This is a genomic window from Thiorhodovibrio winogradskyi, assembly GCF_036208045.1.
Classification (GTDB): domain Bacteria; phylum Pseudomonadota; class Gammaproteobacteria; order Chromatiales; family Chromatiaceae; genus Thiorhodovibrio; species Thiorhodovibrio winogradskyi.
Map to the genome: position 1 here is coordinate 5084916 of NZ_CP121472.1, position 24159 is coordinate 5109074.

General features: G+C 60.9%; 19 protein-coding genes. 11 read left to right on the forward strand and 8 right to left on the reverse strand.

Annotated features, from left to right (window positions below; genetic code table 11):
- Positions 1-39 precede the first annotated feature (39 nt).
- The 3 genes from Thiowin_RS23265 to Thiowin_RS23275 form a co-directional block, all read right to left on the reverse strand.
- Positions 40-912, reverse strand: a complete 873-nt coding sequence (locus Thiowin_RS23265) for a metal ABC transporter permease (RefSeq protein WP_328985355.1) — start codon at positions 910-912, stop codon at positions 40-42.
- A gap of 50 nt (positions 913-962) precedes the next feature.
- A complete protein-coding gene (locus Thiowin_RS23270; RefSeq protein ID WP_328985356.1) occupies positions 963-1700 on the reverse strand; it encodes a metal ABC transporter ATP-binding protein in 738 nt (245 codons plus the stop codon).
- A gap of 66 nt (positions 1701-1766) precedes the next feature.
- A complete protein-coding gene (locus Thiowin_RS23275) occupies positions 1767-2834 on the reverse strand; it encodes a metal ABC transporter solute-binding protein, Zn/Mn family (protein ID WP_328985357.1) in 1068 nt (355 codons plus the stop codon).
- 686 nt (positions 2835-3520) lie between these two features.
- On the opposite strand from Thiowin_RS23275, the gene Thiowin_RS23280 reads away from it, so the two are divergent.
- The 8 genes from Thiowin_RS23280 (at position 3521) to Thiowin_RS23315 (ending at position 12177) form a co-directional block, all read left to right on the forward strand.
- Entirely contained in the window at positions 3521-3874 is a 354-nt protein-coding gene (locus tag Thiowin_RS23280; protein ID WP_408034129.1) for a response regulator, read from the forward strand.
- A gap of 392 nt (positions 3875-4266) precedes the next feature.
- The gene (locus Thiowin_RS23285) at positions 4267-4590 is read left to right on the forward strand and encodes an STAS domain-containing protein (RefSeq protein WP_328985359.1); all 324 of its coding nucleotides are present in this window, start codon (positions 4267-4269) and stop codon (positions 4588-4590) included.
- Positions 4587-6833 (forward strand): chemotaxis protein CheA, encoded by a 2247-nt coding sequence (locus tag Thiowin_RS23290; protein ID WP_328985360.1) that lies wholly within the window; start codon positions 4587-4589, stop codon positions 6831-6833. The genes Thiowin_RS23285 and Thiowin_RS23290 overlap by 4 nt, the downstream gene beginning before the upstream one ends.
- A 134-nt stretch (positions 6834-6967) precedes the next feature.
- Positions 6968-8929: a HAMP domain-containing methyl-accepting chemotaxis protein gene (locus tag Thiowin_RS23295; RefSeq protein WP_328985361.1), complete on the forward strand. Its 1962-nt coding sequence runs from the start codon at positions 6968-6970 to the stop codon at positions 8927-8929.
- 12 nt (positions 8930-8941) lie between these two features.
- Positions 8942-9499 (forward strand): chemotaxis protein CheW, encoded by a 558-nt coding sequence (locus tag Thiowin_RS23300; RefSeq protein WP_328985362.1) that lies wholly within the window; start codon positions 8942-8944, stop codon positions 9497-9499.
- Positions 9486-10355, forward strand: coding sequence for a CheR family methyltransferase (locus Thiowin_RS23305; protein ID WP_328985363.1), 870 nt, complete (start codon positions 9486-9488; stop codon positions 10353-10355). Before Thiowin_RS23300 ends, Thiowin_RS23305 begins: the two co-directional genes overlap by 14 nt.
- Before the next feature lie 37 nt (positions 10356-10392).
- Positions 10393-10998: a chemotaxis protein CheD gene (locus Thiowin_RS23310; RefSeq protein ID WP_328985365.1), complete on the forward strand. Its 606-nt coding sequence runs from the start codon at positions 10393-10395 to the stop codon at positions 10996-10998.
- A 69-nt stretch (positions 10999-11067) separates the two neighbouring features.
- Entirely contained in the window at positions 11068-12177 is a 1110-nt protein-coding gene (locus Thiowin_RS23315; protein WP_328985366.1) for a protein-glutamate methylesterase/protein-glutamine glutaminase, read from the forward strand.
- Here Thiowin_RS23315 and sbcB read toward each other — a convergent pair.
- The 5 genes from sbcB to rpsP all read right to left on the reverse strand — a co-directional run bounded on the left by sbcB (position 12125) and on the right by rpsP (position 15986).
- Entirely contained in the window at positions 12125-13642 is a 1518-nt protein-coding gene (gene sbcB, locus Thiowin_RS23320; protein WP_328985367.1) for an exodeoxyribonuclease I, read from the reverse strand. The genes Thiowin_RS23315 and sbcB overlap by 53 nt on opposite strands.
- Before the next feature lie 56 nt (positions 13643-13698).
- Entirely contained in the window at positions 13699-14043 is a 345-nt protein-coding gene (gene rplS / locus Thiowin_RS23325; RefSeq protein WP_328985368.1) for a 50S ribosomal protein L19, read from the reverse strand.
- Positions 14040-14843 (reverse strand): tRNA (guanosine(37)-N1)-methyltransferase TrmD, encoded by an 804-nt coding sequence (gene trmD / locus Thiowin_RS23330; protein WP_328985369.1) that lies wholly within the window; start codon positions 14841-14843, stop codon positions 14040-14042. The genes rplS and trmD overlap by 4 nt, the downstream gene beginning before the upstream one ends.
- Positions 14844-14962: 119 nt before the next feature.
- On the reverse strand, positions 14963-15592 hold the full coding sequence (gene rimM, locus Thiowin_RS23335) for a ribosome maturation factor RimM (RefSeq protein ID WP_408034130.1): 630 nt from the start codon (positions 15590-15592) through the stop codon (positions 14963-14965).
- Positions 15593-15725: 133 nt separating this feature from the next.
- Positions 15726-15986 carry a 30S ribosomal protein S16 gene (gene rpsP / locus Thiowin_RS23340; RefSeq protein WP_328985371.1) on the reverse strand — a complete coding sequence of 87 codons (261 nt, stop codon included), beginning with the start codon at positions 15984-15986 and terminating at the stop codon, positions 15726-15728.
- Positions 15987-16632: 646 nt separating this feature from the next.
- Between rpsP and gltB the strand changes: the two genes are divergently transcribed.
- From gltB to Thiowin_RS23355, 3 genes are all read left to right on the forward strand, one after another.
- Positions 16633-21378, forward strand: coding sequence for a glutamate synthase large subunit (gene gltB, locus Thiowin_RS23345; protein ID WP_328985372.1), 4746 nt, complete (start codon positions 16633-16635; stop codon positions 21376-21378).
- Positions 21371-22858, forward strand: a complete 1488-nt coding sequence (locus Thiowin_RS23350; protein WP_328985373.1) for a glutamate synthase subunit beta — start codon at positions 21371-21373, stop codon at positions 22856-22858. Before gltB ends, Thiowin_RS23350 begins: the two co-directional genes overlap by 8 nt.
- A gap of 101 nt (positions 22859-22959) precedes the next feature.
- Positions 22960-24105 carry a calcium:proton antiporter gene (locus Thiowin_RS23355; RefSeq protein ID WP_328985374.1) on the forward strand — a complete coding sequence of 382 codons (1146 nt, stop codon included), beginning with the start codon at positions 22960-22962 and terminating at the stop codon, positions 24103-24105.
- The last annotated feature ends 54 nt before the right edge of the window (positions 24106-24159 follow it).

Genomic DNA, 24159 nt, shown 5'->3' on the forward strand with positions numbered 1-24159 from the left:
ATCCGCCTTCCGCCGCGGATGTCTCTCGCGCACAGGGGCTCATTGGATACGCCGCCGGGTGTTCCGCGACCAATTTCGCGACCAGCTGCCCCACCACTTGCCCAGCAGGCGCTGGCCGATGAGGGCAAGAAAATAGGCACTGCCAGCCAGCACGATGATGGTTGGGCCAGCCGGCAAGTCCGGCCCGTAGGACAGCGCCAGGCCACCGCTGGTCAGCAGGGCGCCGAGCAGGGTGGCCAGCAGCATCATCACGGCGAGCGAGTTGGTCCACAGGCCCGCGATGGCCGCCGGGAGTGTCAGCAGGGCAATGACCAGGATGAGGCCGACCACTTGAATCATCAGCACCACGGTGATGGCCACCAACACCAGTAGCGCCAGGTAAAAAAGCCCAACGGGGACGCCGCGCAGGCGGGCGAATTCCTCATCGAAGGCCACGGCGAGAAACTGGCGGTAAAACAGTGTCAGGCTGATGAGCAGCACGCCATCGAGCAACGCCATGAACAGCAGTTCGCGTCGCGGGACCAGCAGGATGTTGCCGAAGAGAAAACTCATCAGGTCGGTGACATAGCCCGGTGTTCCGGCGATGAACAAAATACCCACGGCCATGCCGATCGCCCAGAGCGCGCCTATGGTGGTGTCCTCCCGGACTTCCGAGTAAAGCCTGACCCAGCCGATCAGCAAGGCGGCAACCACGGCGGCGACCAGGGCGCCGAGCAGTGGGTCGAAGGCGAAATAAACGGCCGCCCCCATGCCGGCGAGCACGGAATGCGCGATACCGCCAGCGAGGAAGGTAATCCGCTTGACCACCACGAAAGGCCCCATGAGACCGCAGCCGAGACTTGCGAGCAACCCGGCGACCAGGGCCTGTTGCAGGAAGTCGTGCTGCATGAGCGCGCTGAAGAATTCAGCCATGACGAGGCTCCTGAGGGGCCTTGGCGCGCACGCGGCCGACCAAGCGGCTGTTAGTGATCATGCAGGATACCTCGCACTGACTCGCCATAGAGATCCTTGATCAGCTCACCTTCGATGGCGCCGGTGCTGTGGCAGACCAGGGTGCGATTCAGGCAGGCGACCCGGCTGACGTAGCCGGAGATGAAGGCGATGTCGTGTGACACCACCAGGATGGTCATGCGCGCGTTCAGCTCCGCGAGCAGCTCGAAGATGTCTCCCTCGACGCGGTGATCAATATTGGCGGTGGGTTCGTCGAGAATCAGGATCTCCGGGTCGCTGACCAGGGCGCGCGCCAGCAGCACCCGCTGCAGTTGGCCACCGGAGAGCTTGCCGATGGGGCGACGGCCGAGATCCGCGGCCTCGACCTCGTGCAAGGCATTTTCCACGGCGACCCTGTCGTGTGCCTTGTAACCCAGCATGAAGGGCCGGGTACCCAAGCGTCCCATGAGGACCGCATCGGCCACTGTGATGGGGAAGTCGCGGGCAAAGGCCGGATACTGGGGCACATAGCCGATGCGACGCCGCGCCTGCCTGGGCGTTTGGCCGAGCACTTGCAACCGCCCGGTGCTCGGCTCCAGCAGCCCCAGAATCAGCTTGAGCAGGGTGCTCTTGCCGCCGGCGTTGGGTCCGACCAGGCCAAGAAATTCACCCCGCGCCACCGAGAAGGTCAGGGCCTCGAGCACGGGCAAGAGGTCATAGGAGAACCCCAGACCCTCGGCAACAATCACCGGCTCGGGCGCCTTGCCCATGGACGCGCCTTTGGACGCGGCCTTTGACGGTTTCTTTGACTTTGGCGCGCTCTTCATGCCTGGACGCTACTCGCCCGCGTTCGCCGATGGGTTAGCTTGGGTGCCCTCGGCGATGACTGCCGCAAGCGCGCGCAAATTCGCCGCATACTCGACTGACAGCGGATCAACGCTGGCCACCCGCCCGTTAATCGCCCGCGCCAATCGCTCCGCCGCGCGCTGGTCAAACTGGGGCTGCACCACCACGGTGCGGATACCCAGGGTCTCGGCCTGCTCGATCAGCCGCGCGAGCTGGCGCGCACTCGGCTCCTTGCCCTCGAACTCCACCGGAATCTGGCGCAAGTCATAGGCATCGGCAAAGTAGCCCCAAGCCGGGTGATAGACCAAAAAGGCGCGCTGCTCAAGGTCACGCAGTTGCTCGGCCAGCTCGGCATCCAGCGCGGCGAGTTCTTGATCGAACGCCTGCTGGTTGGCGCGATAGGTCTCGGCATGATCGGGGTCAAGCGCGCTCAGTCGGTCGCGAATGCGCTCGGCCATTTGGCGCACCAGGCGCGGACTGGTCCAGACGTGGGCATCGAACTCGCCTCCATGCTCGCCTGCCTCTTCAGCCCTTGGATGATGGTGATGATGCCGCGTTTCGTCATCGCCATGCCGATGCGCTTCCATCGGACGCAAGGTCAGACCATCGCGCGCATCCAGAATCTCCATATCCGGATTGGCAGCGCGGATACGCCGCATCCAGGCATCCTCGAAGGGCACGCCAACCCGCACGTATAGATCCGCCTGGGCCAGCGCGGCCACCTGACGTGGGCGAGGCTCGTAGGTGGCGGGGCTCTGCCCGGGTAGCACCATCACCTCCACTTGCACCTGCTCGCCGCCCACCTGTTGCACCAGATACTGCAGCGGCAGCACGCTGGCAAATACCCGCAATCTTGACGCTGGATCCGCCAGGCTCTGGAAAGGCCAAAGCCCCGCCATCAGGATCAGTATCAGAGCTGCCATTAGCCCCGGCATTAGCCCCGATGGGAGCAGCGGCGACAACACCAGTCGCGTGCGGCCATGACCGCTGATCATGCGGCAGGCCGGACCATTGGTCCCGACTCCAACCCTCAACGGCTGAACGCTGTCGCTCTTCATTCGCATGCCCCCCATGAATACCTAGACACTTGCGGTGATTGTCGAGAAATCCTGGGCCAAGAGCACTGCCCGGACACCTTGCCTACCCCAGCGACTGCCCGAACGGCCGTTCTCAACCTCTTCGGCCCGTCAACCCACAGAAGTGATTTTAGACCATTTCCATGCGTTATAACCTTACATTGGCAATTCCAAATTTTCCTTTCCAGCGGCTGGTTGGCGGCCTAGTGATCCATTTGACCGCCATTCTGGCGCGTCGAGAAGCGGCCGGAAGCCGCTTCCTCACTGCTCGAGCGGCCCCATTTTAGAACCGCTGGCAACCGTGACAGCGATTTATCGCGCCCGTGCCCTGATGTATAATTCCGCGTTACTTGAGTCGCCGAAGGTCTTATAGTGGTCGGCCGGCGTCGGCGGTTCGCCGCGAATGGTCTGATTCAGCAACAAGCCCGGTCATGGGTCCAGATTTGGAGCCAAATGCGAGTCCGGACATGGCTCTGTTCCGGATCACGAACAGGCTCCACGAGCAGCCTCCCCAGGCTGGCTCTGAATGTTCGGCTTACCAACGAGCAAAATGACGGGACACTAAACGGCGACGCGTAAATGGCGATGGTGGCATCGGCCGGCCCGTGCAGGCTTGCCTATGCATCGGTTCTTCCGACCGGAAGGAGGATTTAGTGGCGAAAACAATCATGGTTGTCGATGATTCAGCCTCGTTGCGAAACGTGGTGTGCATCGCACTAAAGGGCGCCGGCTACGATGTGATCGAAGCAGGCGATGGACGCGAGGCCCTGTCGAAGCTCAAGGGCCAGAAGGTGCATCTGATCGTCAGTGACGTGAACATGCCCAATATGGACGGTATCACCATGGTGCGGGAGATTAAAAAACTCGACGCTTACAAATTCACCCCCATCATGATGCTGACTACCGAAAGTCAACCGGAAAAGAAGGCGGAAGGCAAAGCCGCGGGCGCCAAAGCCTGGCTGGTCAAACCTTTCCAGCCGCCCGTCTTGCTTGACGCGGTCTCCAAGTTGGTGCTGCCCTAGTCGACATTCGAGGCAAATTGTTTTCGGCAAGCTTGCTCTCCGAGACGCCCCGGCATGGCGTTGCAGAAACATCCCCGCCGGGATCCAAGTCACGCTTCCGTCCAGAGCCATCGCGCTAAGGCGCCAAAAAGCGTCTATGCTGTAGAAGTGACAATCACCGGGGCTGCCATCCCCTGTGGTTCGAATCATCTGGTCAGGCATAATCATCTCGTGAGGCAGGAAAATGGCACGGCATCGGACGAGACTCATTGCCACTTCAGCCGACATCCACCTCGGCAAATGCTCCGCGACTTGAATTCAGACCGCTTGAGTTGACCTAATGCGACTAACGCCCAAGAGGATTGGCCGCGAGCAAGCGACCACACCATCGCCAGCCTTCGGAGCTGCTCGATATGACGACTGACCAAGCCTCCTCTCCGCCCGATGCACTCGCGTTTGACGGGGAGATGACCATCTACAGCGCCGCGGCCAACTTTCAGCGCCTTAAAGATCACATTGGCAAGCGCCTGCCCCTGCATCTCGATCTGAGCGCCGTCAACGAAATCGACAGCTCCGGCATTCAAATCTTGCTCTACGCCCAGTCGGAGGCCAATGCGCGCGAGCTGGAATTTTCCCTAACCGGCATCGGGGAATCCGTCGAGGATGCACTGAGTCTGCTGTTCCTGAAACGCACCCTCGGGATGCAAACCGCCACCCAGCCGGAGACCAGCGCATGAACATGGATGCCGCCCGGCAAGCCTTCCTTGAGGAAGTCGAGGAGCTCCTGCACACCATGGAGGACGCGCTCTTCGCGCTCGAATCCAATCCCGGTGATAGCGAGTCGCTCAACGCGGTCTTCCGCGCCATGCACACCATCAAGGGAACCGGCGGGGTTTTTGGCTACACGCCCATTGTTAACTTCACCCACGAAATCGAATCCGTCATGGAAGAGGTGCGCTCCGGGCGCGAACCCATGACCGACCAGCTAGTCAGCATTCTGTTCGAGTGTCGCGACCACACCGGCAACCTGGTGGAAGCTATTGTCTCCAGCGACGGCGACGACAGGCTGGAGCTGGCCCCGGCGCTGACCGATGCGGGCAACAAGCTGGTTGAAAAACTGGCCGCGCGTAACGGCGGTGGAGGGCGCGCTGTTGCCGGCGCGCCAAGCGGTGCCCCCGGCAAGGGGCAGTCAGCTCAAGACTCAGCGGCGACTAGCGCGAGCACCGACAAGGATCCACCCAAATATCTGCCGGTGGCAAGCGATGCCTGGATCATCGCGCTGGATTTTGGCCCCGATGCCTTGCGCAACGGCATGGACCCGCTGTCCTTTCTGCGCTATCTGCGCTCTTTGGGCAATATCGTCGATGTCGCGACCATCCCCATCTGGCCGCCGAATCCTGACGACTTTGATCCCGAGAGCTGCTATCTGAGCTTCCGCATCAGCTTCCGCAGTGATGCCGACAAGGCCACCATTGCCGATGTGTTCACCTTTGCCGAGGACGACTGTGACATCCGCATCCTCGCCCCCGAGACGGCGCAGGATAAGTATCTCGAGATGCTGCACCGCCTGCCGGACGATCACATCAGCCGCATTGGCGAAATGCTGGTTGAGATTGGTGCGCTGACGCAACAGGAACTGGGTCGCGCACTCGCCTCGCAGGGAGTCGGCGCCAACACCGAGAGCGAGGAAGAAGCCGCCGCGAAAAAACGCCGCTTGGGCGAAATCCTGGTCGAACAGGGCTCGGTCAAACCCGCGCTGATGGAGCAGGCGGTCAAAACCCAAGAAGCCGCGCGCAAGCGACTGGATGAAAACCGCTTTATCCGCGTTGACGCGGAACGTCTTGGGCACCTGATCAACCTGGTCGGTGAGTTGGTTACCAGTAGCGCCGCGATCCGGGTGATGGTCGAGCGTCATGGCATCGAGGACATGAATGAAGTGGTGGATGGCGTCGACTACTTGGTCGAGGAAATCCGCGACAACGCACTGCAACTGCGCATGGTACCCATTGGCGACAGCCTGTCACGCTTCCGCCGGGTGGTGCGGGACTCGAGCAAGGATCTTGGCAAGGAGATTGATCTCGTCATCACTGGTGGCGAGACCGAGCTCGACAAAACCTTGATCGAAAAGATCACAGACCCGCTCACGCACTTGATCCGCAACGCCATTGACCACGCCATCGAGATGCCCGAGGAACGTCAGCGCATCGGCAAGCCGGCGGCTGGCACCATTCTGTGCAATGCCTATCATGACTCGGGCCATATCGTCATCGAGATCAAGGACGATGGCGCCGGGCTGGATGCCGAGCGTATCCGCGCCAAGGCCGAGGCCAAGGGACTGGTCAAACCCGAGGACGTGCTCAGTCGCGACGAGACCCTGCGACTGATTTTCGAGCCTGGCCTGTCCACCAAGGATACCGCCAGTAATCTGTCCGGTCGCGGCGTCGGCATGGACGTGGTGCGGCGTAATATCGAGGCCTTGCGCGGCTCGGTGGAGCTCGAGAGCGAACTCGGTCAGGGCACCAAGATCACCATTATCCTGCCGCTGACCCTGGCCATCATTGATGGCTTCCTGGTCGGCGCCGGCAATGAGCAATATGTGATCCCGCTGTCCCAGGTCTCGGAATGCGTCGAAGTCGACCCCGCCGCCACCACCAATCGCAATGGCGAGCACTACGTTAATCTGCGCGGCGAGGTGCTGCCCTTCATCCGCCTGACCGAGTTGTTCCGTTGCCAGGCCGAGGAGCGCAAATCCACGCGGGAGAGCTTGGTGGTGGTGCGCTTCGGCCATCATAAATTGGGCTTGGTGGTCGATACCCTGCTTGGCGAGTTGCAAACCGTGATCAAGCCGCTGGGCAATCTGTTCGAAAACCTCCAGGGCATTGCCGGCGCCACCATCCTCGGCACCGGGGATATCGCGCTCATCCTCGATGTTGGCGAGTTGGCCAACATCGGCCAGACGCACAGGCGTCTGGGCAACTGAGAATGCGCGCATGCCATGCCCCAGGCGTTCCCCTATCCCGGCGCCAGACAAGCCCAGGCTGGTGGCGCGCATCGGGTTTTTCCTTCCAAATTGATTAGTCCTTTTTGTTTCGTTCCCAAGAGCCGGAGATTTCGATGCTTAGCTCCCTGACCATGGCCAAAAAACTCATCCTCGGCTTCGGCATCGTTTTGGCGTTGCTGATTCTTGTCGGGGGATTTTCCTTCGTGACCATCAATAACGCCTCGAGTGATTTCGCGCTCTACCGCGACAAGGCCCGCAAGGCCAATGCCATGGGCGAGCTCCAGGCCGCGATGCTGATGGCGCGAATGAACGTCAAGGACTTCCTGATCACCAAGGGGAGTGACAAGGATCGCCAGGAATTCCAGCAGTACGCGACCCAAACACAGAATCTGCTGAACGAGATCGCCCCAACGATCAATCAGCCCGAGCGTGCGTCAAAGATTCGCAGCGCTCAAGAGAGCATCGGGGCCTATATCGCCGGCTTCGACAAGCTGATCGTCTTCATGGCCGATCAGAACAAGATTTTTGAAGACGACTTGCGCCGACTCGGACGCGATATTGAGCAGCGCCTGACCGAGATGTGGGAAGTCGCCGGTCGGGAAGACGATCAGCAAACCGAGGTCTTGACCGCGCAGGCCTTGCGCAACATCTTGATTGCCCGGGTCTATGTCCGTTACTTCGTCGACGACAACACGGTTGAATCCGCCAATCGCGTTCATCAGGAGTTCAAGGACTTCCAGCAACGCCTGGCGGAACTCGATGAGCGCGTACAGGGCAGCCAACGTCGTCTTCTCAATGAGATCACGCGTCTCGGCAGCGAGTATCTCAGCGGATTCGATCTTGGCGTTAAGAACATCAATGAGCGCGACACCCTGGTGGCCAACACGCTCGATACGCTAGGACCGCAATTTGCCGCCACACTCAACGACATCAAACAAAGTTTCATCAGCGAGCAAGACGAAATCGGTCCGCGCGTGCAGGCCGCCAACGAGCGTGCCGTCTTTATCATCACGGTGCTATCCGGCATTGCCCTGTTGTTTGGTGTCATTATAGCCTGGGTGATTATCCGTGGTGTCATGGCCCAACTGGGCAAGGATCCTGGCATCATCGCCGATGTCACCAAGCGCGTCGCCAACGGCGATCTCGGCATCGAATTCGACCAGCAAGGCATGCGTGGCGTCTATGCCGACATGCACGGCATGGTCCAGCAGCTGCAGCAGATCGTCGGCGAGGTGCGGGTTGGTGCCGACAATCTCAGTTCCGCCTCCAGCGAGGTCAGTTCCACCGCCCAGGCGCTCAGCCAGGGCGCCACCGAGCAGGCCGCCAGCGTTGAGGAGACCACCGCCAGCATTGAGCAACTCAATGCCTCGGTGCAGCAGAATACCGAGAACGCGCGCGTGACCAACGGCATCGCAAAGAGTTCGGCCGAGGAAGCCCGCCAAGGTGGCGAGGCGGTCAACCGCACGGTCGCGGCGATGAAGGAAATCGCCAGCAAGATCGGCATGATCGAGGAGATCGCCTACAAGACCAATTTGCTCGCGCTCAACGCGGCGATTGAGGCCGCGCGCGCCGGCGAGCATGGCAAGGGCTTCACCGTGGTGGCGGCCGAGGTGCGCAAACTCGCCGAGAACAGCGGCGTGACCGCGCAGGAAATCAATCAGCTCGCCACCAACAGCGTCTCCATCGCCGAGGACGCCGGACGGGTGCTCGAGCAAATGGTGCCCAATATTGTTAAGACCGCCGAGCTGGTGGAGGAAATCACCGCGGCCTCCGGCGAGCAAGCCTCCGGCATCGGTCAGATCAACGATGCCATGGGCCAACTCGACAAGGCCACCCAGCAGAACGCATCTTCGTCCGAGGAGCTGGCCGCCACCGCCGAGGAACTCAGCGGTCAGGCCGCGCAGCTGCAGGAAACCATGGCCTTCTTCAAGCTCGCCGGTGGCGGCGGCAAGCGCCAAAGCCTCGCCGTCAAGAAGGCGCCGGTGCCCAAGAAGTCCGCTGCCGCGCCACGTGGCGATGATGGTTTCGCGACTGGCGGTGATGACCTCGATTCCCAGGACTTTGAGCGCTTCTAGGCGGAGAATCCGATGACTGCTACCGCAACCACGGAGCCTGGCGGCGATCCGAACGGCGTCGCCGAGGACGCCGCTCAGTATCTGACCTTCTCGGTGGCCCAAGAGCGGCTGGCGATGTCGATTGATGCCGTGCAGGAGATCATCGAGACACCCAGGGTCACCCAGGTGCCTATGACGCCGGACTATATTCGGGGTGTCATTAACCTCAGGGGTAATGTGGTCCCGGTGGTCGACCTTGGCGCGCGCCTTAATCGAGGCGCGCTGACTATCTCCAAGCGCAGCTGTATCGTGCTAGTCGAAGTCAAGACACACAACGACGGCGAAGGCCAGGTACTCGGCATGCTGGTCGATGAGGTCAACAATATCCTTGATATCCCGCGTGACGATGTCAAACCGGCGCCGGAATTTGGCTCGGAGATTCGTACCGACTTCATCGAGGCCATGGGCCGGGTCCAGGATGTCTTTGTCATTATCCTGGCTATCGATAATGTGCTATCGATCCACGAACTAGCCGCGTTGAAAAAGATGGTAGAGGGGGCAGGCCCGGACGGCCCGAATGTGGGGAGCTGAGCGCAGGACGACGGCCACGCAGGACAACCCGGCGATCGAGGCATTGGCCGAACTCGATCCAATCTCCGACAAAGCTTTTGAGCGATTTCGCCAGTTTATTTACGAGAAGGCGGGGATCAACCTCGCCCCGCACAAGCGGCAACTGGTCAGCTCGCGTTTGCAGAAGCGGCTGCGTCACTACGGGTTGCGCAACTACGATGCCTATATCGACCTCATCTCCCAGCCTGGCAAAGAAGAAGAGCGTCGGCATCTGGTTGACCTGCTGACCACCAACGAAACCTATTTCTATCGCGAGCCGGCGCATTTCGATTATCTGCGCGCCAAGATTCTGCCCCAGTACCGCAACCGCACTCTGCATGTCTGGAGCGCGGCCTGCTCGACCGGCGAGGAAGTCTATACCCTCGCCATGGTGCTGGCCGAAACCCTGGGGCGCGGGGACTGGGATATTCTCGGCTCCGACATCAACTCCCAGGTCGTGGCGACCGCCAAGCGCGGCATGTACCCGCTTGAGCGGGCCAAGAATCTGCCACGCGAGTGGCTCTCAAAGTATTGCCTGAAAGGCGTGCGGGCGCAGGCGGGCAATCTGCTGATCAATCCCAAGCTCAAGTCGCGCACGCGATTTGAGGAACGTAACCTGAAAAAACCCCGGGATGACGGTCGGCGCTTCGAGATTGTTTTTTTGCGTAATGTACTCATTTACTTCGACGTGGCCACCAAACAGCTGGTACTGGACTGCCTGAGTCGTGCCATAGCCCCAGGCGGTTACCTGTTTATCAGTCACGTAGAGTCCCTGCACGGCATCAAGACCGACCTGACCACCATCGGACCCTCGATCTTTCGCAAGCCGTTGCATTAGTTTTTGCCTGTTCGCTTGCCCGCCAATCCTGCTCCGCATGAACGCAGCAACATCTCCCGCGCAACAAAAGCCAATTGAAAAGCGCGTGATTCACGCCGGAGAGCATCATGTCTCGCGCAAGCCCATTGTGCTCTCGACCCTCCTTGGCTCCTGTGTTTCGGTCTGCCTGTACGATCCGGTCACCCGTGTCGTTGGCATGAATCATTTTTTGCTTGCCACGCGCCACCCAAGCCAGGATGCGCCGCTGGCCTCGGATGCCGGTCGCTACGGCCTCGGCGCCATGGAGTTACTGATCAACGACATGCTAAAACTGGGCGCCCGGCGCGCCAACCTGCGCGCCAAGGCCTTTGGCGGCGGCAATGTGCTCGCAACGCGCCTCAACGAGCTACCGGATCGCTTTAGCATTGGCAAAATCAATATCGATTTCGTTCAGCGCTTTCTGGCCCAGGACCGCATCCCATTGGTCGCGCAGGACTTTGGCGGTGAAATGGGGCGGCAGATTCGCTTCGAGAGTAGCGATTTCTCCGTGTACTTGCGACGCATCCCCATTAAGCGCGCCAGTCGCATCCTGACCGAAGAAAAGCAATACTTCGACAAGGAACTCAAGCATCAACACGAGCAAAGCAGCGTCGAGTTCTGGTGATTCAATGAATTCAATGCAAAGGCACAGGATTTTGGTGCTACGGGCCCGAGTGAAAGGAGCAACCTCCGCATGACCATCAAGGTGTTTATTGTTGACGATTCCGCTGTCGTCCGGCAAGTACTGACGGAGCAGCTCAACACCTTGAGCGGCATTGAAGTCATCGGCTCCGCGCGCGATCCCATTTTCGCGCACAAAGCCTTCGAAAAAGGCTGGCCCGATGTCATTGTGCTCGACATTGAAATGCCGCGCATGGATGGGCTGACCTTCTTGCGGCAATTGATGAAAGAGCGCCCAACGCCCGTCATCATCTGCTCCACCCTGGCTGGCAAGGGCGCCGAGATCACCATGCAAGCCATGAGTGCCGGCGCGGTGGACATCATCACCAAACCCACGGTGGGCCTGCGCCAGTTTTTGGAGGAATCCAAGACCCAACTCGGCGATGCCATTCGCGGCGCCAGCCATGCCCGCATGGATAAGGTGTCGCGACCCGGCGCACCCGCACCCGCCACGCTCAAGCCTACGCCCAAGCTGGCGGCGGATTCGGTCCTCGCCGATCGCGGTTTCAAGCCGCTGGCCACCACCACCGACAGAGTCATCGTCATCGGCACCTCCACCGGCGGCACCCAGGCGCTTGAGTATGTGCTGACGCGCTTGCCGCGCACCGCACCCGGCATCGTGGTGGTGCAACACATGCCTGGCGCCTTTACCGCGGCCTTTGCCGAGCGCCTCGATAGCTTGTGCCAGATTCATGTGCGTGAGGCCAAGAATGGCGACCGGGCGATTGCCGGCCAGGCCCTGATCGCACCTGGCACATCTCACATGCTGCTGCGCCGCAGTGGCGCTCAGTATGTCGTTGAGATCAAAGGCGGTCCCTTGGTCAGCCGCCATCGCCCGTCAGTGGACGTGCTCTTTCGCTCCGCCGCGCAGTCGGCCGGCCCCAATGCCATTGGCATCATCATGACCGGCATGGGCGATGATGGCGCGCGTGGCATGCTGGAAATGCACCAGGCCGGCGCCCTGACCATCGCCCAGGACGAGGCCAGCTGCGTGGTCTACGGCATGCCCAAGGAGGCGGTGAAACTCGGCGGGGTCGATGCCATCGTCGGCATTTCCGCCATCCCCGGGATTATTGTCCAGGCGCCATCACGAGCGGCCTATCTTCACCATGCGTCACATTGATCCTTTGGGGCCAGTCCTCGAGTTCGCTCAACAGACGCAGCCGGCGCGGATCCGCGGCATGCTCCGCGCGCAGCTCGGCTAATCGTTGGCGGTATTGGCGCGGACTCAAGCCGCACCCCTGGCCTTCCTCGCACAAACGCTGTTGGCGCCAGGCTTCCCATTGTTCGGCCTCCCTGGCGCCGAGGCTCTCGGGCCAGTTGCGCGCCCGATAGCGCAACAATAACACCGGCAAGCGTGGGTCTTTGAAGGGCAAATGCGCTTGTGCAAGCGCTTGGGGCGTCATGTCGCGGACTTGCGCTATCAGCCGCTGATCGGCGTCCGTCAAGAAACCACCGTAGAGCGCCTGGTCGGGATCTAGCGCGCCAGCCGTATCGGAGCGGGCAAAGGCCGTGTGTAGGGCTTGGGCCACCCGCGCGACTGCCTTGGCATCGGCGGCAAATGCATTCCAGTGTTGTTCCACCCGGACAGGATCAATATCCCATCGCTCGGCAGCGACCGGACTGAGCGTTGACATGGGCGCCACCATGGGGGAGGCATTCAGACGCAGTTTCTTCAGTGGCAGGCGTCTGACTCCGGGCGGCAGATCCTCGGCACGGGTAAATACCCGCTGGCGAATGTCCTCGGGTGAGAGTCCGAACAACTCGCTCGGATCCTCGCGCAGATCCCAGACGATGACGGCGTTTTTGTCCTCGGTACTTGCCGGGGCCACCACCATGATCGGCGCGATGCAGCCACGCTCGGCGGCATATTTGGCGGAGACATGTAGCACGGGCTGCCCCGGTTCCAGCAACTCGCGCACCCGTTCCTTGTCACGCAGTGCAAGCGCGTAGTCGAACATCCTCGGCTGCGCGGCGCGCAGGCGCTTGGCTAGGGCCAGGGTGGCACGTACATCGGCGAGGGCATCATGCGCGCCTTGGTGAGGAATGTCGTTGGCGACGCTCAGGTGCTCGAGCTTAAAGGATGGCGCGCCATCCGGCTGTCGCGGCCAGTCAATGCCATCCGGGCGCAACGCATGGGCCAGGCGCGCCACGTCAATCAGATCCCAGCGCGAGGTGTCATGGCGCCATGTGTGGGCATAGGGATCGAGAAAGTTGCGATAGAACAGAAAGCGCGAGACTTCCTCATCGAAGCGGATGCTGTTGTAGCCCACCGAGCAGGTGCCGGGGCGCGCGAGTTGTTGTTGGATCTCAGCGGCAAAGACGGCCTCGATCACGCCTTCGCGCTCGGCCTGCTGAGGTGTCAGACCGGTGATTAGGCAGGCGTCGGGGGAAGGCAGAAAGTCGGTTGCCGGCCGGCAGAAGCGCACCAGCGGCGGTTCGGCGGGGCCGAGTTCGTTCAGATGCGCGTCCGTGCGCAGCCCGGCGAACTGACAGGGACGATCACACCTGGGGTCGGAGCCCCAGGTTTCGTAGTCGTGCCAGTAGAAGGTCCGAGGCGGAGGAAGCCTTGTCGCGGCCTTGGCCACCAGCAGCTCCGGACAAGCGTCGGGCTGCTAGCGCCCGCCTTCGCCAACCCCTGACATCAGACCTTTTCCTTGATGCGCGCCGATTTGCCTGAACGATCACGCAGGTAGTAGAGCTTGGCCCGGCGCACATCGCCGCGTCTTTTAACATTGATATCGGCGATCGCCGGGCTGTAGGTTTGAAACACTCGCTCCACCCCCTCGCCATGGGAGACCTTGCGCAGGGTGAAGGCGGAATTCAGCCCCCGGTTGCGCTTGGCGATGCAAACGCCCTCAAAGGCCTGCAGGCGCTCGCGGTTGCCCTCGGTGACTTTTACCTGCACCACCACGGTGTCGCCAGGGGCAAAGGGCGGCACTTCACGAGTCATCTGCTCGCGCTCGAGCTCAAGAATTACATTACTCATTGGTCTATTTCTCCTGAATCCGGCGCGACGCTCTGCCGAGCCTGAATAAAATCCCGCAGCAATTGCCGCGCTTCTTGATCAAGTGTCGTTGCTTGATCAAGTGTCGTTGCTTGATCAAGTGTCATTTTCGCGAGCAAATCCGGACGTTTAAGCCAGGTTCGCCCCAGCGCCTGCTGACGTCGCCAGCGGGCGATGGCACCATGATCGCCGCTCAGCAGCACCTTCGGCACCCGCAGGCCGTCGATCTCTTCCGGACGGCTGAAGTGCGGACAGTCCAGCAGTCCGCTCATGTGCGAATCCTCATAAGCCGAGCGCTCATGGCCCAAGGCGCCCGGCAGCAGTCTGATCGCGGCATCCATGACCACCATGGCCGGCAACTCGCCACCACTTAACACATAGTCGCCAATCGACCATTCCTGATCGATACAGCGCTCGAGCAAGCGCTCGTCGATCCCTTCATAGCGCCCGGCGAGCAGAATCCAGCCAGGTTTCGCGGCGATGTCGTTGATGGCATCCTGATCAAGCCTTGTTCCCTGCGGCGACAGATAGGCCACTTGAGATTTCGGCGAAGCCGCCCGCGCCGCCGCGATGGCCGCCGCCAGGGGCTCGAACAGCATCACCATGCCAGGTCCGCCACCATAAGGGCGATCATCGACCCGCCGATGCGGACCAGGCGCGAAATCACGCGGATTCCACAGCCGCAGCTCGGCAATGCCGCGACTGAGCGCGCGGGCCACCACGCCTTCCCGTGACAGGATGCGAAACTGCTCCGGGAAGAGCGTGATGACGTCGAAGCGCACGCAAAAAGTCCGGTTGATGGCCAGATCCAGATCACAGATTCCAGATTAGATAATCCGGATCGAACAATCTGGGCCAGAAAATTTTTGGGCCAGAAAAGTCGGTTCAGAAAAGTCGGGTCCTAGAAATTCGGATCCCAATCGACGCTGACACGTGCATGCTCAAAATCCAGCTCCCGAATGACGCTATCCCACACAAAGGGAATCAGCCGCTCCCGTTCCCCACAAACCACCAACACATCGTTAGCGCCTGTGGACAGCAGGTGGTCCACCACCCCAAGCTGGACGCCAGCAAGAGTTTCAACCTTCAAACCCTCAAGATCCGCCCAGTAAAACTCGTCGGCGGCCGGCGGCGGCAATTGACTTCGCCGCACGGCGATTTCAGCCCCAACCAAAGCCTGCGCCCGGTCGCGATCATCGCAGTCTTGCAGGCGAACAATCAGCCCCTTGCGATGCCGCTGACTCTGCATCACGCGCCAGCCGGATAGCAGACTTTCGGCATCTGGGCTCCCAATACCGGTATTACCACTACCAGGGCTCCCTGTACCAGTTCCATGGACTTCGCGGCCCCCGACACCACCGATCTCAACGCCGGGTGCACCACTTAGCAGCCAGGGAGAATACTGCAGGATATTCTCCAGCGGGTCAGTTTCCGAGAGAACCTTGACCCAGCCACGCACCCCGAAAACGCCAACAATTCGTCCAAGAACAACACGACGATCAAGCACTTGTGAACCACTGCCCGGAATCATTAGGAGAAGGCGCTGTTGCTACATCGGCCCCGACGGGCATTGCCGGTTTCAGGATTACTAGTTTTCAGGTCTCGGGGCTTTCATGGGCGATCAAGCTTGGGCGATCAAGCGCCAACACAAACCAGGTTGGTTTCTAGGCCGCGGCCTGAGCTTGCTTGGCTGCCGTCTTCAGCAGATCGGCAACCCGCTCTGTCGGCTGGGCGCCTTGACCGATCCAATGCTCAGCACGTACTCGATCAACCCGCAACCGTTCCTCGCCCCCTTTGGCTCCGGGATTAAAAAATCCAATGCGCTCGATATACTTGCCATCACGGGTGCCGCGGATATCCGCAACAACGATCTGATAAAATGGCCGTTTCTTGGCACCACCACGCGACAAACGAATCTTGACCATGAGTCCTTAACCTTTGGAAATCGACAACCGCACCCGCTGATTCCAAATGAACAGAAGCCTGGTCGCTTGGGACTGCGGGAACCCTTAATCCGTCAAACCAATCAGTTTAACTCGGCAGCCGGGATAAATAAATACCAAAATCGCAGTCTCACTGCTCGCGCTCAGTCGACTCGGCGACTGTCATCCGCCCAGCGCCCTTTCGTGAGAGACTCGCCGCTGGCATCGCTTGTGCGTCTGCCTTATCATGCCGCGTTCGGTCAAGACGGTGGCGGCGCACCCATGTGTCTGAGCGCGCATGATTCCATTGCCATGGCGCCCGTTCTGAACAGGCCTGGCACCCTTGGCGTTGGTGTTCCCAAGAAGCGATGGCTCTTAGAATTTGAATGGAACTGGTGCTCCGAGGATCCTGGGCCCATGAGAACCTGGGCTCATGATAACAAGTGCCCGAGCAAGCAGAATACTTGCCGCCAAGGATCCCGGACCGATACCGTCTAAGCTACAACATCGGATTGCCCCGGGGTCCATACCCACGCCGGGCATGGACAATCGTCCGCCAGCAATATCTTCCACTCATTTCCGCCAGTAATCACGGTTTCAGCGAGGTCGCTAGATGACGCCCCTGAAGAACACCAAGGCAACCAAAGTAATGGATTCGCCTCCCCGTCCAGGCACTCTGCCGCCTGCCCAGGGTTTGTATGACCCGGCTCATGAACATGACGCCTGTGGTGTGGGCTTTGTCTGCCACATTAAAAATCAGCAAAGCCATCAGATCGTTCAGCAGGGGCTGGAGATTCTGCGCCGCCTAACCCATCGCGGCGCCGTGGGTGCCGACCCCAAGGCAGGCGACGGAGCCGGTATTCTGGTGCAGATGCCGGATGCCTTTTTCCGCTCCCTGGCTGATGCCAAACAGCTGGGTTTCGACCTACCGGAACCCGCCCATTATGGCGTCGGCATGGTATTTCTGCCGCGCGACGAGGCAGCCCGGCAGCAGATGCAGAGCACCGTCGAGCAACATCTCACCGACGGCGGTCAAACCGTGCTTGGCTGGCGCGACGTACCAGTGGATAACAGTGATCTGGGCGAGAGCGTGCTGCCATCTGAACCAGTCACCCGCCAGGTATTCGTGGCCTGCGGACCCAACTGCAAGGATCAAAACGACTTCGAGCGCAAGCTGTTCGTCATCCGCAAGCGCATGGACAATGCCATCCGCGCCGCGGGCTTTGACAAGACGTCTTACTATGTCGCATCCATGTCCTCGCGCACCATTAATTACAAAGGCATGCTGCTGGCCGATCAGGTTGGCAATTATTATCTAGATCTGCAAGACGAACGCTTCGCCTCGGCACTTGCCCTGGTGCATCAGCGCTTCTCCACCAATACTTTTCCGACCTGGGATCTGGCGCAACCCTTCCGCATGATCTGCCACAATGGCGAGATCAATACCTTGCGCGGCAACGTCAACTGGATGGCGGCTCGTCGTCACACCATGCGTTCAGGCGTTCTCGGCGAGGATCTCAACAGCATCTGGCCGCTAATCCCCGAGGGTCAGTCGGATTCAGCTTGCTTCGACAACGCTTTAGAGCTGTTAGTCATGGGCGGCTATTCGCTGGCTCATGCCATGATGATCCTGATCCCCGAGGCCTGGTCCGGCAACAAGCAAATGGACGAGGAACGCCGCGCCTTCTACGAATACCACGCGGCATTGATGGAGCCATGGGATGGTCCGGCGGCGGTGGCCTTCACCGACGGGCGCCAGATTGGTGCCACGCTGGATCGCAACGGCCTGCGCCCGGCGCGCTATCTGGTCACCAAGGATGATCTGGTCATCATGGGATCCGAGATGGGTGTGCTCGACATCGAAGAAGAGCGCATCATCAAGAAATGGCGCCTACAGCCAGGCAAGATGTTCCTGATCGACCTGGAGCAGGGCCGCATCATCGATGATGCCGAGATCAAGCGCGAGCTGGCCAGCGCCCGGCCCTATCGCGAGTGGCTGAACCGCACCCAGATTCATCTCGACTCCCTGCCGACCGATGTCGCGCCCATGGCGCCGACCGAGGACGTGCTGCTCGATGCCCAGCAGTCCTTTGGTTATACCCAAGAGGACATCAAGTTCCTGCTCACGCCCATGGTGCTAACCGGTCAGGAGGCCATCGGCTCCATGGGCGCGGACAATCCGCCCTCGGTGCTGTCCTCGCGCTCCAAGCACCTGTCAACCTACTTCAAGCAGAACTTCGCCCAAGTCACCAATCCGGCCATTGATCCCATCCGCGAGGAACTGGTCATGTCGCTGGTGTCCCTGATTGGCCCGCGACCCAATCTGCTCGGCATCCAGGAGGCCGGCGAGGACGGCAACTGGCATTGGCGTCTGGAAGTCGATCAACCCGTGCTGACCAATGAGGACCTTGAGCGCATCCGCCACATCGAGGACAACTCCGGCGGCGCCTTCCGCACCAAGAATCTCGACATCGTCTACCCCGCCAGCGAATGCGCCGAGGGCATGGGCGGGGCACTCGAGCGCCTGTGCACCGAGGCCGAGCAGGCGGTGTTGGCTGGGCACAACATTCTGATTCTGTCCGACCGTGCCTCCAATCGCGATTTCATCGCCATCCCGGCACTGCTGGCCACCTCGGCCGTGCACCATCATCTGATTCGCCGTGGCCTGCGCACCAGCTCCGGGCTGGTGGTCGAGACCGGTGCCGCGCTCGAGGTGCATCACTTTGCCACCCTCGCCGGCTACGGGGCCGAGGCCATCAATCCCTATCTGGCTTTCGACACCATCGAGGCGCTGATTGATGGGGAGCTGACGCGGTTGTCCGGCACCGCCGGCGCTCCGGCCAATTTTGCAGAGGCGCAAAGCCGCTACATCAAGGCCGTCGGCAAGGGGCTGAAAAAGGTCATGTCCAAAATGGGCATTTCGACCTTCCAGAGCTACTGTGGCGCGCAGATTTTCGACGCCGTGGGCCTGAACCGGGGCTTTATCGCGCACTATTTCACCGGCACGCCCAGCATGGTGGAGGGCGTGGGCCTGGCCGAGGTGGCCGAGGAAGCGGTGCGCTGGCACCAGCAGGCCTATGGGAACGACCAGGTGTTGCTGCGCGCGCTCGATGCCGGCGGTGACTACGCCTTCCGCCTGCGCGGCGAGGATCACGTCTGGACGCCCGACAGCATCACCCAGCTTCAGCACGCGGTACGCGGCAATGATGCCAAGACTTTTGCCGAGTTTGCCCGCCAGGTCAACGAGCAAAATGAGCGTCTGCTGACCTTCCGCGGCCTGATGGACTTTAAGTGGGCCGATCAGGCCATCCCCATCGAGGAGGTCGAGCCGGCCAAAGAGATCGTCAAGCGCTTCGCCACCGGCGCCATGAGCTTTGGCTCCATCAGCTACGAGGCGCACTCCACGCTGGCCAAGGCCATGAACGCCATCGGTGGCAAGTCCAACACCGGCGAGGGCGGCGAGGAACCCGAGCGCTTCACCCCGCTGCCGGATGGCTCCATGAACCCCGAGCGCTCGGCGATCAAGCAAGTCGCCTCGGGCCGCTTTGGCGTGACGGTCGAGTATCTGGTCAATGCCGATGATATTCAGATCAAGGTCGCCCAGGGCGCCAAGCCCGGCGAGGGCGGCCAGCTGCCCGGCCATAAGGTCAATGCCCAGATCGCGCGGGTGCGCCATTCCACCCCAGGTGTGGGCCTGATCTCCCCACCGCCGCATCACGATATCTACTCAATTGAGGATCTGGCGCAGCTGATCCATGACCTGAAAAACGCCAACCCTCGGGCGCGCATCAGCGTCAAGCTGGTCTCGGAGATCGGGGTTGGCACCGTGGCCGCGGGAGTGTCCAAGGCCCATGCCGATCATGTCACCATCGCCGGCTATGACGGCGGCACCGGTGCTTCGCCGCTCACCTCCATCAAGCACGCCGGCTCGCCTTGGGAAATCGGCCTGGCCGAGACCCACCAGACCCTGGTGCTCAACCGCCTGCGCGGGCGCATCGCGGTGCAGGTGGATGGTGGCCTGCGCACCGGGCGCGATGTGGTTATCGGGGCCATGCTGGGTGCCGACGAATTCGGCTTCGCCACCGCGCCCCTGATCGCCGCCGGCTGCATCATGATGCGCAAGTGCCATCTCAATACCTGCCCGGTCGGCGTGGCCACTCAGGATCCCGAGCTGCGCCGGCGCTTCACCGGCCAGCCCGAGCATGTGATCAACTTTTTCTTCTTCGTCGCCGAGGAAGTGCGCCAGCTCATGGCCAAGCTCGGCTATCGACGTTTCGATGAGATGATCGGGCAGATGGATCGGCTGGAAATGCGCCGCGCCATCGACCACTGGAAGGCCCGGGGGCTGGACTTCTCGCGTATTCTCGCCAAGCCGCAAGTCGGCTCGGAGGTGAAGATCTTCAACTGCGAGACCCAGGATCATGGGCTGGAAAAAGCCCTGGATCATGAATTAATCCGCCAGGCCGCCCCGGCGCTGGAGCAGGGGCAAGCGGTGCGCATCGAAACCGAGGTGCGCAATTTCAACCGCACGGTTGGCACCATGCTCTCGGGTCGGGTGGCCGAGCGTCATGGCTACCAGGGCCTGCCGGAGGACAGCATCTTTATCCGCGCGCGCGGCATCGCCGGTCAATCCTTCGGTGCCTGGCTGGCGCATGGGGTGACCATCGAGCTGGAAGGCGAAGCCAATGACTATGTCGGCAAGGGCCTTTCAGGTGGGCGCCTGATCATCTACCCGCCAGCGAATTCCAGCATCGAACGGGCCGAGGACAACATCATCGTCGGCAACACCGTTCTCTATGGCGCCATCAGCGGCGAGTGCTTCTTCCGTGGCGTGGCCGGAGAACGCTTTTGCGTGCGCAATTCGGGCGCTGTTGCCGTGGTCGAGGGCGTCGGCGATCATGGCTGCGAATACATGACCGGCGGCATCATGGTGTGCCTGGGATCGACCGGACGCAATTTCGCCGCCGGTATGTCGGGCGGCGTCGCTTATGTGCTGGACGAAGACGGCACCTTCGCCGAACGCTGCAATCTGGCGATGGTGGAGCTGGAGCCCATTCAGGCCGAGGATGATGCACTCGAGGCGAGTGCCCATCAAGGCGGTGATCTGGAGTCCTTGGGGCTGGTGGATCTCAGGGGTGACATGACCCGCAATGATGCGCGGCGCCTGAAGCAGATCATCCTCAAGCACAAGCATCACACCGACTCAGCGGTGGCGGCGCGCATCCTTGATGACTGGGAGCGGATGCTGGGCAAGTTCGTCAAGGTGATGCCGGTCGACTACCGTCAGGCGCTCGAGCAGATGCAGTCGATTCAGCGTCATCCACCAAGTCCGTCCAAGCCTCACCCCAGTGTCCAGGTCAGTGCACTTCACAAGGGGGTTGTCGAACATGGGTAAACCAACAGGTTTCATGGAATATGCGCGCGCCGAGCTCGGCTTGCAGCCGGTCGGCGACCGCATTGTGCATTATTCGGAGTTCGTGCTGCCGCTCAGCGACGAGGAACTCAGCATTCAGGGCGCGCGTTGCATGGACTGCGGCATCCCTTATTGTCATCAGGGCTGCCCGGTCAATAACATCATTCCGGACTGGAACGACCTAGTCTATCGCAACGGACGCGAAGACTGGCAAAGGGCCATTGAGGTGCTGCACTCGACCAACAATTTTCCAGAGTTCACCGGGCGCATCTGCCCGGCGCCCTGCGAGACGTCCTGCACCCTGAACATCGACGATAACCCGGTCGCCATCAAGGCCATCGAGCGGGCCATTGTTGATCGCGCATGGGAAGAAGGCTGGGTCAAGCCCCAGGTACCGGCGCATCGCAGCGGCAAGAAGGTGGCGGTAATTGGCTCCGGTCCCTCGGGTCTTGCCTGTGCCCAACAGCTCGCCCGCGCCGGCCATGCGGTGGCCCTGTTCGAGAAAGAAGACCGTATCGGCGGACTGCTGCGCTACGGCATCCCCGACTTTAAGCTCAGCAAGACGCTCATCGACCGGCGCATGAGCCAGATGCGTGCCGAGGGCGTGGAGTTCCATACCAACTGCCATGTGGGCATGGATATTCCGCTGGCCGACCTGCAACGCGATTATGACGCCCTGGTGCTTTGCGGCGGCTCCGAGAAAGCGCGCGATCTCGACGTGCCTGGGCGCAGCTTCGACGGCATTCACTTCGCCATGGACTTCCTGCGAGCCAATTCCAAGCGGGTGCAGGGCGTCTATGTGCCGGATGAGGACTTCATCAGCGCCCAGGGCAAGCATGTGGTGGTCATAGGTGGTGGCGACACCGGCTCCGACTGCATCGGCACCTCCAACCGTCACGGCGCCAAGTCCGTCACCCAGATCGAAATCCTCGATAAGCCGCCGGCGAAAGAAGACAAGGGCCTGACCTGGCCCAATTGGCCAAACAAACTGCGCACATCCACTTCACAAGAAGAAGGCGCCGAACGCATGTGGAATGTGCTGACCAAAGCCTTCGTCAGCGACGGCGCGAACCGCGTCAAGGCATTGAAATACGTCCTGGTGCGCTGGGACAAGGATGAGACCGGTCGCTGGCAAATGAGCGAGGTGCCGGGCTCCGAGGCCGAAATGCCCGCCGATCTGGTGCTGCTGGCCATGGGCTTCGTGCACCCAGTGCACGAGGGCATGCTCGAGGAATTGAAAGACAGCGCGGGGGCGAATAAGGACCAGGTGCTCGACGCACGCGGCAATATCCAGGCCAGTACCGAGGGCGAGAATGCCTACGCCACCAGTGTCGCGGGCATCTTCGCCGCTGGCGACATGCGTCGCGGCCAGTCCCTGGTCGTCTGGGCCATCCGCGAGGGCCGTCAGTGCGCCCGCGCGGTCGATGAGTGGCTGACAGGACGCAGCGACTTGCCGCGTTGAGACCTGCGCTCTTGACCTGGTGGGCACTGGTCAGACGCCTGGCCAAACACCCAGCCAGAATGCCAAGCGAGATATAGGGGCAAGACACCGGGGAAGTATCTATGGTGGGCAATAGCCGTCAAGCAGCTCAGGCCAGACAGGTGCTGCGCGCGGAGGCGCCACTTGGCGCCGTCATCGCGACAACTCTGGCCTTTCTGGTATTTGGCAAGGGCTGGCTATCGGACCTCGGCAATCCGCTCTGGCTTGCCTTGATGTTTATCTGGCTGTTTGCGGTGATTCTGTGGGCTGCGCTGAAGGTTGTCCATCACGCGGATTGTCTGGCCATTCAACTCGGCGAGCCTTACGGCACCCTCATTCTGACCCTGTCGGTCATTTCCATCGAGGTGCTGATGATCGCCGCGCTCATGTTGAGCGGCAACAATAATCCGACCATGGCGCGCGATACCATGTTCGCCGTGGTCATGATTGTGCTCAATGGCATGGTGGGACTCACCCTGCTGCTCGGCGCGCTGCGCCACGGAGAGCAGTCCTACAACCTGCAGGGCGCCAATGCTTATCTATCGGTTATTATTCCGCTGACCCTGTTGACCCTGCTCTTACCGGATTTGACGGTGTCCACCACGACACCCAGCTTGACTGGATTTCAGTCCGTTTTCCTGATTTTCATCTGTATCGCGCTCTACGGAACCTTCCTTGCCATACAGACGCTGCGCCACAGCGGCTACTTCGCGGAGCCTGAAACCCAGGCGACCAGCCATGGGCAGGCCGGGCATGCCCATGAGGGGCTTGTAGTACGCTCAATCCCTTTCCACGCCTTGCTCCTGCTGGCCTACCTGATTCCCGTGGTAGTTCTGGCGAAAAAGCTCGCTCTGCCAATCGATTACGGTATTGAGGTACTCAAGTTGCCGGCCGCGCTGGGCGGCTTTATTGTCGCAGCCTTGGTGTTGACGCCGGAAGCCGTGGGCGCGGTTCAGGCGGCCTTGGTTAACCGACTCCAGCGCGCGGTCAACATTTTTCTTGGTTCCGTCATGGCCACCATCGGCTTGACGGTACCAGCCGTGCTAGCCATTAGCCTGGCTACCGGCAAACGGGTCGAATTGGGATTGCAAGGTGCCGACATTCTGATGCTGATCGTCACTTTATTGGTCTCAATGGTCACTTTCAGCGCGGCACGCACAAATCTCTTGCAGGGCGTCGTCCATCTCACGCTATTTTTAGCCTACCTGATGCTGATTTTTGCCCCTTGATCGCTGTGACCGGCCGAGCCACCTAGAGCTCAACTTCTTCCCAGAATCCAGATT

Excerpts from the sequence above, each read along its gene's own strand:
- Thiowin_RS23265 (WP_328985355.1), bottom strand. The coding sequence starts at position 912 with ATGGCTGAATTCTTCAGCGCGCTCATGCAGCACGACTTCCTGCAACAG.
- Thiowin_RS23270 (WP_328985356.1), bottom strand. The coding sequence starts at position 1,700 with ATGGGCAAGGCGCCCGAGCCGGTGATTGTTGCCGAGGGTCTGGGGTTC.
- Thiowin_RS23275 (WP_328985357.1), bottom strand. The coding sequence starts at position 2,834 with ATGAAGAGCGACAGCGTTCAGCCGTTGAGGGTTGGAGTCGGGACCAAT.
- Thiowin_RS23280 (WP_408034129.1), top strand. The coding sequence starts at position 3,521 with ATGGTTGTCGATGATTCAGCCTCGTTGCGAAACGTGGTGTGCATCGCA.
- Thiowin_RS23285 (WP_328985359.1), top strand. The coding sequence starts at position 4,267 with ATGACGACTGACCAAGCCTCCTCTCCGCCCGATGCACTCGCGTTTGAC.
- Thiowin_RS23290 (WP_328985360.1), top strand. The coding sequence starts at position 4,587 with ATGAACATGGATGCCGCCCGGCAAGCCTTCCTTGAGGAAGTCGAGGAG.
- Thiowin_RS23295 (WP_328985361.1), top strand. The coding sequence starts at position 6,968 with ATGCTTAGCTCCCTGACCATGGCCAAAAAACTCATCCTCGGCTTCGGC.
- Thiowin_RS23300 (WP_328985362.1), top strand. The coding sequence starts at position 8,942 with ATGACTGCTACCGCAACCACGGAGCCTGGCGGCGATCCGAACGGCGTC.
- Thiowin_RS23305 (WP_328985363.1), top strand. The coding sequence starts at position 9,486 with ATGTGGGGAGCTGAGCGCAGGACGACGGCCACGCAGGACAACCCGGCG.
- Thiowin_RS23310 (WP_328985365.1), top strand. The coding sequence starts at position 10,393 with ATGAACGCAGCAACATCTCCCGCGCAACAAAAGCCAATTGAAAAGCGC.
- Thiowin_RS23315 (WP_328985366.1), top strand. The coding sequence starts at position 11,068 with ATGACCATCAAGGTGTTTATTGTTGACGATTCCGCTGTCGTCCGGCAA.
- rplS (WP_328985368.1), bottom strand. The coding sequence starts at position 14,043 with ATGAGTAATGTAATTCTTGAGCTCGAGCGCGAGCAGATGACTCGTGAA.
- rimM (WP_408034130.1), bottom strand. The coding sequence starts at position 15,592 with ATGATTCCGGGCAGTGGTTCACAAGTGCTTGATCGTCGTGTTGTTCTT.
- rpsP (WP_328985371.1), bottom strand. The coding sequence starts at position 15,986 with ATGGTCAAGATTCGTTTGTCGCGTGGTGGTGCCAAGAAACGGCCATTT.
- gltB (WP_328985372.1), top strand. The coding sequence starts at position 16,633 with ATGGATTCGCCTCCCCGTCCAGGCACTCTGCCGCCTGCCCAGGGTTTG.
- Thiowin_RS23350 (WP_328985373.1), top strand. The coding sequence starts at position 21,371 with ATGGGTAAACCAACAGGTTTCATGGAATATGCGCGCGCCGAGCTCGGC.
- Thiowin_RS23355 (WP_328985374.1), top strand. The coding sequence starts at position 22,960 with ATGGTGGGCAATAGCCGTCAAGCAGCTCAGGCCAGACAGGTGCTGCGC.